The organism is Pseudarthrobacter sp. 10T415, assembly GCF_056394175.1.
Map to the genome: position 1 here is coordinate 85,937 of NZ_JBFTHJ010000016.1, position 11,216 is coordinate 97,152.

An 11,216-nucleotide genomic window follows, 5' to 3' on the forward strand; every position below is an offset into this window, starting at 1 on the left:
ACATGGCCCGCTCCGCACCGCGGTAGTCAGTGCGGCGGGTGCATCAGCCCAGGGCCCGGGGGTGTGCGGCCGCGTAGACCTCGCGGAGCGTATCTGCTGTCACCAGCGTGTACACCTGCGTGGTGGTCACCGAAGCGTGGCCCAGGAGCTCCTGGACCACCCGCACGTCCGCGCCGCCTTCGAGGAGGTGGGTGGCAAAGGAGTGCCGGAGTGTGTGCGGGGAGACGTCGCGGGTGATGTTGGCCTTTTCGGCGGCCACCTTCAGGATGGTCCAGGCGCTCTGGCGGCTGATCCTGCCGCCGCGGGCGTTGAGGAACAGCGCCGGCGTCCCCTTGCCCTTGGCGGCCAGCAGCGGCCGGCCACGAACAAGGTACGCTTCCAGGGCCCTGGCGCCGTACGATCCCAGGGGCACCAGCCGCTCCTTGGAGCCCTTTCCGAAAAGCCGGACAATGGCCGGTCCCTGTTCCGTGTCGTCGCCCGCCAGCGAAATATCGTCAACGTCCAGCCCCACGGCTTCGCTGATCCTGGCCCCCGTGGAGTAAAGGAACTCCAGCAGTGCCCGGTCCCGTAGGCCCGTGGCGGTGTCGGTTCCTGCGGCCTCCAGGATTCTGGTGACCTCGTCCACGGTGATGGCCTTGGGCAGCCGCTTGCCGGCCATGGGCGGGTGGACCTCGCTGGCCGGGTCCGACGCCGTATGCCCTTCCAGGGCCCAGAACTTATGCAGGCCCCGGACGGCCACCACTGTCCGTGCGGCGGACCGCACTCCGAGGGCCGAACCGCCGTCGGACCCGTCCGAGAGGGCGCGCACGAAACCCGTCACGTGGTGCCGGGTAATGTCCCCGGGCTGCTGGCAGCCGGCGCCGGCCAGGTAGCGGGAGTAGCGGGCAAGGTCCCTGCGGTAGGCGGCCAGGGTGTTGGCTGCCAGGCCGCGTTCAACGCCCATGTGCTGCAGGTAGTCCGTAACCCCGCGGTCAATCCTGGTGGGTGCGGCGGCAGCTTTCCCGGGTTCCGCTTTAGGAGCCGCTTCGGGTTCCGGCGCTTCGGAACCCGGTGTTTCGGTCAGCGTGGTTTCCGCCGGCGGTGCCATCCCGGCGGACGGACCCGGACCCATCAGCGCTGGCTGGGGTGGGCGGGCCAGGCTGCGTCGGCCGGGCGGAGCCTGGCGTACCCGTCAGCCCGTGCGGCCGCTGCGGCGAGGATCCCGACGACGGCCGACGGGTTGTGCAGCCGGCCGGCCAGGACGGACGCGACGGCCTCGTCCAGGCTGATCCAGTGGAATTCGATCTCGGCTTCCTCGTCCGTCCGCTCGTGCCGCTCGGCATGCGGTACCTCGGTGAGGTCCCGGGCCAGGTAGATGCGGATGGCCTCGCTGGAAGATCCGGGCGAGTTGAAGACGTCTGCCAGGACGTTCCAGGTGGCCGCGGCGAGGTCCGCTTCCTCGGCGAGCTCGCGGGCGGCGCCCACCACAAAGTCTTCGCCTTCAACGTCCAGCAGGCCTGCCGGGACTTCCCACAGGTCCATTCCCACGGGGTGCCGGTACTGCTTGAGCAGCAGGATTTCGCCCTGCTCGTTCATAGGCAGGACAGCGACGGCACCGGGGTGGTCGATGTAGTCGCGGGTGAGGGCGTCACCGCTGTCCTGAAGCTGGAAGGTGTCGCTGACGACGTCCCAGATCCGGCCCTCGTAAACCTTCTCAGACGACAAAAGACGGCGTGGACTCGGTGCATCCGAAACCTGCCTGGCTGCAGGGGTGGTTTCAGGTGTACCGGGCATCACGCCGTCCTTTGTTCTGTTGGCTCTACTTAGCCGCTACCGTACCGGACTCCGGAGCACCGGCGGTCACGGCTGCGGCCGTGTCGGCGTTGCCGCTCTGGTGGTCCAGGGCCGCCTTGATCAGGCCGGCGAACAGCGGGTGCGGACGGGTGGGGCGCGAACTCAGTTCCGGGTGCGCCTGGGTTGCCACGTAGTACGGGTGGACCTCGGCCGGGAGTTCAACGAACTCCACGAGCTTGCCGTCCGGGGAGGTACCGGAGAAGACGAGTCCCTCGGCGGCGATCTGGTCGCGGTATTTGTTGTTGACCTCGTAGCGGTGGCGATGGCGTTCGCTGACGGTGGTCTTGCCGTAGGTTCCGGCAATGACCGAGCCTTCGTCGAGCTTGGCCTCGTACAGTCCCAGGCGCATGGTGCCGCCCAGGTCACCGCCGCCCTCGACGAACTCCAGCTGTTCTTCCATGGTGGCGATGACCGGGTACTTGGAGTCCGGCTCAAACTCGCTGGAGGATGCACCTTCCAGGCCCACCACGTTGCGGGCGTACTCGATGACCATGCACTGCAGGCCGAGGCACAGGCCGAGCACCGGGAGCTTGGTCTCGCGGGCAAACTTCAGGGCGCCCAGCTTGCCTTCGAGGCCGCGGATGCCGAAGCCGCCGGGGACGCAGATGGCGTCGACGCCGTCGAGCGCCTTGACTGCGCCCTCACGGGTTTCGCATTCGTCCGAAGGGACCCAACGGATCTTGACCTTGGTTTCGTTGGCAAAGCCGCCGGCGCGCAGGGCTTCGGTGACGGACAGGTAGGCGTCCGGCAGGTCGATGTACTTGCCCACAAGGGCGATCTCGACGTGGTGCCGCGGGTTGTGCACGGCTTCCAGCAGGCGGTCCCAGCTGGTCCAGTCAACGTCCTTGAACGGCAGGTCCAGGGCACGGACGATGTAGGAGTCCAGGCCCTGGGTGTGCAGGGTCTTGGGGATGTCGTAGATGCTGGGGGCATCCGGGCAGCCAATGACTGCTTCGAGGTCAACGTCGCACATCCGGCCGATCTTGGCGCGCATGGCTTCGGGAATTTCGCGGTCCGACCGGATCACGATGGCTTCGGGCTGGATGCCGATGGACCGCAGGGCGGCCACGGAGTGCTGCGTCGGCTTGGTCTTCAGTTCCTGGGACGGTCCGATGTACGGGACCAGGGACACGTGGACGAAGAAGACGTTGCCGCGGCCCACGTCCTGGCGGACCTGGCGGGCCGATTCGAGGAACGGCTGGGATTCGATATCGCCAACGGTGCCGCCGATTTCGGTGATGATGACGTCCGGAGCGTTCTTGCCCTCGGCAGGCAAACGCATCCGGCGCTTGATTTCGTCAGTGATGTGCGGGATGACCTGGACGGTGTCGCCGAGGTACTCGCCGCGGCGCTCCTTGGCGATAACCGTGGAGTACACCTGTCCGGTGGTGACATTCGCCGAGCCCTCGAGGTTCTCATCGAGGAACCGCTCGTAGTGCCCGATATCCAGGTCCGTCTCGGCGCCGTCGTCGGTGACGAAGACCTCGCCGTGCTGGAAGGGGTTCATCGTGCCCGGATCCACGTTCAGATAGGGATCGAGCTTCTGCATTGTCACAGACAGGCCGCGCGCCCGCAGCAGGTGGCCGAGGCTCGAAGCCGTCAGCCCCTTACCCAGCGAGGACGCCACACCACCGGTCACGAAGATGTGCTTGGTCGTCTTGGATGAGCCCGGGAACCGGGAATTTACACGGGAATTTGATCGCTGCACCACGGAATTCGAGCCTATCATCAATTGAGCCTTCCACGGATCGTCCGGACTGTTCCCCAAATGCTCCAGTGTGCAGTCCAGCGCGCCTTTCGGGCAAGGGCCCAAGGACCACAACGGGCCGGAGAAGGCGCCGGCATGAAGGCCTTGTCAGCCGCGCTGGGGCAGGAGTTTGGCGTCGTCAAGCAGCTCCTGGGCGTGCGCCTGGGCCGATTCGGAGTCCTCCTGGCCGGCCAGCATCCGGGCAAGTTCCCGGACCCGTTCCGTCCCGTCGAGGAGGCGCACATCACTGGACGTGAACCCGGTGGCTGTGCCGCCGTCGGCCCCCCGGACTGAGGTCTTGGTCACGGTGATGTGCTGGTCCGCGAAAGCTGCCACCTGCGGCAGGTGCGTCACCACCAGCACCTGGACGTGGCGGGCGAGCATGGCGAGGCGTCGGCCGATCTCGACGGCGGCGCGGCCGCCCACTCCGGCGTCCACCTCGTCGAAGACGAACGTGGGAACGGGGTCCACGGCGGCGAGCACCACCTCGATGGCCAGCATGACGCGCGAGAGCTCACCTCCCGATGCGCCCTTGCCCAGCGGCCGGGCGGGGGCACCGGAATGCGGCTGCAGCAGGAACGCGATGTCGTCGGCACCATGGGGCCCCAGCTGCCCCGTCGGCTCAAGGTTGATCACCAGCGTGGCATCCGCCATGGCCAGTGCCTTGAGCTCGGCGCTGACCCGCGCTGACAGGTCCTTGGCGGCCTTGACGCGGATCTTGCTGATGGCGGCCGCCTGCTTGGTCAGGTCCGCCTCCGCACGTGCCACCTCGGCGTCCAGGGACTCAATCCGCGAGGAGTCGTCCTGCAGTTCGTCGTGGCGGGCCCGGGCCTTCTCCGCCCATTCCAGCACTTCGTCGATGGTGGGCGCGTACTTGCGCACCAGCTTGGCCAGGGCACCGCGCCGGTCCTCGATTTCGGCAAGCCGCTCAGGGCCTTCGGTGTCGAGTCCCGCCTGGTAGCTGGCCAGGTCCGTGGCGATGTCGTTGAGCAGGAAGCCCACTTCGGCCAGCCGGGCCGCGGCCGATCCGAGCTCGGCGTCATGCTCCGCCACCTGTTCGAGCGTGCGCTTGGCCGCGTCCACCAGGGTAGTGGCATCGCCGGCTTCGCCGAAGTCCTCCGCGATGAGAGCCTGGTGCGCGGTGCTGGCGGCGATCCGCAGCTCTTCGACGTTGGCCAGCTTCACGGCCTCCGCCTTCAGCTGCCCGTCCTCCCCCGGCTGCGGATCCACCTCGTCGATCTCGGCCAGGGCGGTCTGCAGGGACTCGGCTTCGCGGAGCCTGTCCCGGGCGGCGGTGCGGAGGCTGTCCAGCTCTGCCTGGCTGGCTTTCCAGTGGCTGTAAAGCTCCTGATAAGTGCTGAGCGGCCCGGCCAGCGTTTCACCGGCACACTTGTCCAGCGCACCACGCTGGGCTGCAGCGCCCTTAAGGCGGATCTGGTCTGTCTGCCCGTGGACCACCACCAGGGTTTCGCCGATCTCGGCCAGGACACCGACGGGGGCCGCGCGGCCGCCCAGGAATGCGCGGCTGCGTCCATCGGCACCGAGGCGCCGTGCCAGGATCAGTTCCGCGCCGCCGTCGAACTCTTCAGCTTCGGCGCCCGCCTCAAGCGCGCGCACCACGGCGGGGTGGCCGGCGTCGAGCTTCAGGACCGCTTCAGCGGTGGCACTCTTTGCGCCGCTGCGGACGGCGCCCGCGTCCGAGCGTGCCCCCAGCAGCAGGCCGACGGCGGTGACCACCATCGTCTTACCGGCACCGGTTTCACCGGTTACCACGCTGAGGCCGGGCCCCAGCGGCAGGGTTGCGTCGGTAATGACGCCAAGATCGCGGATTCTCAGTTCTTCAAGCATGCATTCACTCCGCAGTCGACGGATCAGGTTCGGTGTCCGGCCGGTCCGCCTGCGGGACCTGCAGCGGCTGCATGGGCCGGGGTGTGCGGACCACCGGAATGGGCCCCGTATGGACCGCGCTGGCCTTGGGCACCGGCCCCCGCCAGCCGTGGATGGGCAGCTCGAACTTGCGGACCAGCCGGGCCGAGAAGGGCGTCTGGTGGGTGCGGGCCAGCCGCACGGGGGTTGCGGATTTGGTGACTTCAACCCTGGCACCCGGCGGAAGATCCACGGACCGGCGGCCGTCACACCACAGGACGCCCTGGGCTTCCGTGCGTCCCAGGACCTCGACCGCAAGCTTTGACCGGGGCGACACCACCAGGGGTTTGGCGAACAGGGCGTGGGCGCTGATGGGGACTATGACGAGTGCCTCCACCTCCGGCCAGACCACCGGGCCGCCGGCAGAGAACGCATACGCGGTGGACCCCGTGGGGGTGGCCATCACGATGCCGTCCGAACCGAACGAGGTCAGCGGGCGTTCGTCCACTTCCGTGACCACCTCCAGCATCCGTTCCCGGTTGGCTTTCTCGATGGCGGCCTCGTTCAGCGCCCAGGTGTGCCAGATTTTCTGGCCCCGGACCCATACCTGGACATCGATGGTCATCCGCTCTTCCACTGTGTAATCGCGGCTTGCGATCCATTCCACCGTCTGGGCCAGGTCGGCACGCTCACTCTCAGCCAGGAAGCCCACATGGCCGAGGTTGACGCCGAGCAAGGGTACGTCCACTTCGCGGACCAGCTCGGCTGCGCGCAGGATGGTGCCGTCGCCGCCGAGGACCATCACCAGTTCCACGTCCGGCAGGCTCACATGGTCGTGGAGGACTTCGACGGGCTGGGCAAGGTGCCCGAAGAACCGCTCCATGTCGTCCAGTTCGGAGTCCTGCATGACGGGCACAATGCCCGAGGCATGCAGGAGCGCACAGGCCTCCCAGGCGGCCTTCAGCGATTCCTCGCGGCCGGTATGGGCAAGGACCAGTACACGCCTGCTCATCAGGTTCCGCTCTCTAGTGTTTCGGCCAGATTTGTCCGAGCAAGGCAGCTGCTGCCGCCTCCCGCTCTTCGATCTTAGGCAAGTCTTGGGTGATCCTGCGTCTTATCCACAGGAAGTATTCGACGTTTCCGTCCTGGCCCGTCAGCGGACTCACCGCCAGCCCGTGCAGGTCCAGCCCGGCGTCGAGCGCTGCCATGGCCACCTTCTGCACCGCGAGCCGCCGTTCCCGTTCCGAGGTGACCACGCCGGTGCGGCCCAAACGGTCCTTGCCGATTTCGAACTGGGGTTTGACCATAAGCACCAGGTCTCCGCCCGGTTCCGTGCAACCGGCCAGGGCCTGCACCACCAGGGTGAGGGAGATGAAGGAGAGGTCCGCGACAGTCAGGGCGGCCGGGCCGCCGATGTCTTCCGGGACCATGTACCTGACGTTCATGCCCTCGTGGACGGCGACGCGCGGATCGCTGCGGAGGTGGGGCACCAGTTGGCCGTGCCCGACGTCGACAGCCACCACATGTGCCGCGCCGCGCCGGAGCAGGACGTCGGTGAAGCCGCCGGTGGACGCACCGGCGTCCAGGCACCGCTTTCCTTGGGCCGTAATGCCCGGGAAGGCGTCGAGGGCGCCGGCCAGTTTATGGCCGGCGCGGCTGGCGTACGTGTCCTGGTCGTCATGTTCGACGGCGAGATCCCTGTCTTCGTCAACCTGAAGTGACGCTTTGGCGAGGACCTTGCCGTCGGAGCTGACCTTGCCTTCGGCGATGAGGGTTGCTGCGTGCGTCCGGGACCTGGCCAGGCCCCGGGCCACCAGGGCCTGGTCGAGGCGTACCGGCATCAGGCTCCGCCGTCCGTTGCGTCGGTTGCGCCGGTTCCGCGGGGGCCGGGAACCGGGGGCCCCGGAGTACGGCTTCCGGGGTCCTGGGGTCCGGGGTCCCGGGGTCCGGCATCCCGTGGTGCAAGGCCTTGGGACTGCAGGTCCTGGGGCTCAATGTCCTGGGGCTTGGCGTTGAGGGCGTCCAGCAACTCATCATGAAGCCTGGCGTAGGCCTCTTCATGCTCTTCAACGGGAGTGGCGGGCAGGGTTTCCAACACTGTCAGGGCTTGGGCCACCACGGCGTCAGGGATCGCAGCGGCGTCCAGCCCGGGCCAGTCCCGCGACGGCTGGGCTGATGATTCTTCAGGTCCGGTCAGCTCAGTCATCCGTTAAGTCTAGTGACCGAGCCAGGCCAGCTTGGGCGCCTGCGCCGTTGGTGCGTCCGGCGTCGCAGCCCACCACGCCGCGCAAGCGGCGCGCCACGCGTCAAGGCTGTCCTTACTGCCAATGACGCCCACTGCGCCGTTGGCGACGCGTGCCGTGGCATCGCCGCAGACGTACGTGCCGTCGTCGTGCGTCACCTCGGGGTACGGGCGGTACAGGTCGGACAGGGCGCCGATGATGTAATCCGGACGCTCGGCGGAGCGGGCGGCCAGGATCGTTTCCAGGGTGTCGACGCCGGTCAGCACGGCGACGGTGGCAAACCCGGCATTGTTGCCGCCGAGGATGTCCGTGTCCAGCCGGTCGCCCACTACCAGCGGGCGTTCGGCGCCGAGCCGCTTGGCGGCGGAATGGAACAGCGGCGCCTCCGGCTTGCCGGCCACGAGCGGCGTCCGGCCGGTGGCAGCGGTCACCGCCGCCACCAGCGTTCCGTTCCCTGGCGCGATTCCACGAGCCTGCGGGATGGACATGTCGGTGTTCGTCGCCACCCAGAGGGCCCCGGCGGACACCACGTAAGCAGCTTCGGCCAGGTCCTTCCAGCCGATGCCGGGGTTGAAGCCCTGGACCACTGCCACGGGTTCCTCGTCCTGGCCGAAGACAGGGGTGAGCCCTACGAGCTCGATTTCGCGGGCAAGCGCCGGACTTCCCGTGATGAGGACCTTCGAGCCCGGCGCCAGGCGCGAAGCGAGCAGGTCCGCGGCCGCTTGTGAAGAACTGACTACCTGCTCATCCTCAGCCGGCGCCCCCAGTTCCCTCAGGTGGGCTGCCACTTCGGCCGGGGATCGGGAAGCGTTGTTCGTGACGTAACCAAGACCCACGCCCACGCCGGCCAGCTGCTGAAGCGACTCCACGGCGCCCGGAATAGCATGCGGGCCGGCGTACACCACCCCGTCCAGGTCGGACAGGAGGGCGTCAAAGCGGGAAATCAGGGAAATCAGGGAAATGGCAGTCATTCGGTTCAGTCTTCCCGGCGGTCCTGGTTGGCAGCAGCGTCGTCGCCGGGCTCTTCACTGCCGGCTTCTTCGTTGCTGCTGTCTTCGTTGTCTTCGTTGTTGGGGTCCAGTTCGTCCTGCTCCAGCGAATCCTCGTCCGACTCTGCGTCGTCAGAGGCGAAGTAATCCGCATCCTGGTCGTCCACGTTCTGGTCCACGGCGTTCTGCGCGTCGGCACTTTCTGCAGTGCCGTCGTCGGACGCGGAGCCTTCCTGGCTGCCCTCAGCCGCCGAAGCTGCTTCGGAGGCTTTGACGGCGTGTTCGCGGAGGCGCCGGCGCTCGGCCTCTTCGCGGGCCTCTTCCTCTTCATCCCAGCCGAGATCGATGATGTCAGGCTCTTCGTCAACGCCCTGTCCCAGCGCGTTCTCTGCGACGACGGCCTGCTTGTTCCACTTGTCTGCCTCGTCGGTGCGTCCCACGGCGGAGAGCGCGCCGGCGTAGGCGCGGAACAGCCGGGGGCTGTAGGAGAAGGCACGGTTGATGTCCAGCTGCGGAATTTCCAGTTCGGCGACGGCGGCATCGAGCTGGTCCAGGTCGGTCCTCGCGCCGGCGGCCACGATGGCAAGTTCCACCTTGCCCGGAGCGTCAAGGTCCTGCGCTTCCTCGGAACGGGCAACATCCAGTGCCCGGTCCGGGCGGCCCAGTCCCCGCTCGCAGTCGGCCATGACGGGCAGGTGGACGTTGGAGCCGCTGATCCGCCGGTAGGTGCGGAACTCGCGCAGGGCTTCGCCGTAGTGGCCCGCGGCGTAGGCTGTCAGGCCGACGGCTTCGCGGACGGCACCGAGGCGGCCGCCTCTGCGGCTCGCCGCGAGGGCGTGTTGGAAGGCCAGTTCCGGCTCGTCGTCAATCAGGCGGCCGGCCATCACCAGGTGGCGGGCAACCCACTCGGCGCTCTTGGGCTCAAGGGTCTTGATCTGGTGCTGCGTGGCGCGGTCCAGCTCCTTGCCCGTGACGTCCTCATCGATCTCGGGAGAGCGTTCGCGGTCGGGCCGGTTGGAGCTGCGGATATCGGCAGCGTTGTGCGTACGGGCGGGACGCTCTTCCTGGCGGTCCCTGCCGAAGCCGCGGCCGGAGTCACTACGGAACGAATCGCCACGGCCTGCTCCACGATCGGCTCCGCCTCGGGCGGGGCCACGGTCAGAACCGCGGTCAAAGCTGCGGGAGTCCCTGTCCTGGCGGTCGCCGAAGGGCTTGCGGTTCTCGCCGCCGCCGAAGCTGCGGCGGTCTTGGTCGCCGTCGCGACGGGGACGGTCACCGAACGGCTTACGATCCCGATCACCGTAGGGACGGTTCTCCCGGTCACCATAAGGCTTCCGCTCCCCACCACCGCTGAAGCCACGGCGATCCTGGTCACCCTCACGGCGCGGACGGTCGCCAAACGGTTTCCGCTCCCGATCACCGTAAGGACGGTTCTCCCGGTCGCCGGAAGGCTTGCGGTTCTCGCCGCCGCCGAAGCTGCGGCGGTCTTGGTCGCCGTCGCGACGGGGACGGTCACCGAACGGCTTACGATCCCGATCACCATAAGGACGGTTCTCCCGGTCACCATAAGGCTTCCGCTCCCCACCACCGCTGAAGCCACGGCGATCCTGGTCACCCTCACGGCGCGGACGGTCGCCAAACGGCTTACGATCCCGATCACCATAAGGACGGTTCTCCCGGTCACCATAAGGCTTCCGCTCCCCGTTTCCAGAGGAGCGTTCGTTGCTGTCGCGGTTGCCGCGACCCCGGAACCCACGCGGGTCACCGCCCGAGTTGTTGTCTCCCCGGAACGCTTCGCGGTCGTTTCCGCGGTTTCCTCCGCCGTGTTCGGCCATGATGGATTCCTCCTGTTGTGAGCCGACCACTGGCGCAACTGCAGCCGCTCGTATACGTGCTTCTTACTTACGCAACCCGAAACCAAGCGCTTCCAGGTCCGTACATCTCCATCAATTCTAGGGGAGCCCACATAATCGGCGGTCCAGAGTTGGCCCTGGCGGCCGCATCGTGTGAATCTTCACACCGCTGCACACCCGTAGTGGCTCTTTCGCCGGCAGCATCGTTCGCCACCAGCCCTTCCCCACCCCGCGACGCGCGCTCACTTGTGGTGGCTGTCCCTGTGACGAGCGCTCATTCGTGGTGGCTATCATTCTGATGCGCGTTCAGCTGCAGTGAGCGCGGGTCAGGGTCTGAGCCGCCAGTAATGAGGGGGGTCCGGGTGGGAACCGCCACGACGGAGCGCGGATCCGGGCCTAAGCCACCACGAGTGAGCGCGGATCCGGGCCTAAGCCACCACGACTGAGCTGGGGTTCGGGTGTTAGCCGCCAGAACTGAGCGCGGGCGTGGCGGTTTGTGGGTGGTGTGTGGTGGTTAAAGTGGTAGGGCCCTGACGTGGTGTGTGTCAGGGCCCTACTCAAATGATGTCCGGCGGTGTCCTACTCTCCCACACCCTCCCGGGTGCAGTACCATCGGCGCTGTGGGTCTTAGCTTCCGGGTTCGGAATGGGACCGGGCGTTTCCCCCACGCTATGACCGCCGTAAC

At 67.5% G+C, this 11,216-nt stretch carries 10 protein-coding genes and 1 rRNA gene; 1 reads left to right on the forward strand and 10 read right to left on the reverse strand.

Translation table 11 applies throughout. The features are described from left to right. Positions 1 to 43: 43 nt before the first annotated feature. The 9 genes from xerD to AC1DBN_RS17555 all read right to left on the reverse strand — a co-directional run bounded on the left by xerD (position 44) and on the right by AC1DBN_RS17555 (position 9,562). Positions 44 to 1,111 carry a site-specific tyrosine recombinase XerD gene (gene xerD, locus AC1DBN_RS17515; protein ID WP_477723777.1) on the reverse strand — a complete coding sequence of 356 codons (1,068 nt, stop codon included), beginning with the start codon at positions 1,109 to 1,111 and terminating at the stop codon, positions 44 to 46. Further along, entirely contained in the window at positions 1,111 to 1,773 is a 663-nt protein-coding gene (locus AC1DBN_RS17520) for an NUDIX domain-containing protein (RefSeq protein ID WP_477723778.1), read from the reverse strand. The genes xerD and AC1DBN_RS17520 overlap by 1 nt, the downstream gene beginning before the upstream one ends. A 25-nt stretch (positions 1,774 to 1,798) precedes the next feature. After that, a complete protein-coding gene (locus AC1DBN_RS17525) occupies positions 1,799 to 3,562 on the reverse strand; it encodes a CTP synthase (RefSeq protein ID WP_477723779.1) in 1,764 nt (587 codons plus the stop codon). Between the two features lie 126 nt (positions 3,563 to 3,688). Next, positions 3,689 to 5,428: a DNA repair protein RecN gene (gene recN, locus AC1DBN_RS17530; RefSeq protein WP_477723780.1), complete on the reverse strand. Its 1,740-nt coding sequence runs from the start codon at positions 5,426 to 5,428 to the stop codon at positions 3,689 to 3,691. A gap of 4 nt (positions 5,429 to 5,432) precedes the next feature. Next, positions 5,433 to 6,458, reverse strand: a complete 1,026-nt coding sequence (locus AC1DBN_RS17535) for an NAD kinase (RefSeq protein ID WP_091719405.1) — start codon at positions 6,456 to 6,458, stop codon at positions 5,433 to 5,435. A 13-nt stretch (positions 6,459 to 6,471) separates the two neighbouring features. Continuing rightward, positions 6,472 to 7,287 carry a TlyA family RNA methyltransferase gene (locus AC1DBN_RS17540; protein ID WP_477723781.1) on the reverse strand — a complete coding sequence of 272 codons (816 nt, stop codon included), beginning with the start codon at positions 7,285 to 7,287 and terminating at the stop codon, positions 6,472 to 6,474. Continuing rightward, entirely contained in the window at positions 7,287 to 7,652 is a 366-nt protein-coding gene (locus AC1DBN_RS17545) for a hypothetical protein (protein ID WP_477723782.1), read from the reverse strand. The genes AC1DBN_RS17540 and AC1DBN_RS17545 overlap by 1 nt, the downstream gene beginning before the upstream one ends. A 9-nt stretch (positions 7,653 to 7,661) precedes the next feature. Then, positions 7,662 to 8,660: an HAD-IIA family hydrolase gene (locus AC1DBN_RS17550; protein WP_477723783.1), complete on the reverse strand. Its 999-nt coding sequence runs from the start codon at positions 8,658 to 8,660 to the stop codon at positions 7,662 to 7,664. Positions 8,661 to 8,665: 5 nt separating this feature from the next. Then, positions 8,666 to 9,562, reverse strand: coding sequence for a hypothetical protein (locus AC1DBN_RS17555; RefSeq protein WP_477723784.1), 897 nt, complete (start codon positions 9,560 to 9,562; stop codon positions 8,666 to 8,668). Positions 9,563 to 9,568: 6 nt separating this feature from the next. On the opposite strand from AC1DBN_RS17555, the gene AC1DBN_RS17560 reads away from it, so the two are divergent. Beyond that, a complete protein-coding gene (locus AC1DBN_RS17560) occupies positions 9,569 to 10,534 on the forward strand; it encodes a hypothetical protein (RefSeq protein WP_477723785.1) in 966 nt (321 codons plus the stop codon). 563 nt (positions 10,535 to 11,097) lie between these two features. On the opposite strand, the gene rrf is transcribed toward AC1DBN_RS17560, so the two are convergent. Beyond that, a 5S ribosomal RNA gene (rrf, locus tag AC1DBN_RS17565) occupies positions 11,098 to 11,214 on the reverse strand. Positions 11,215 to 11,216: the final 2 nt, after the last annotated feature.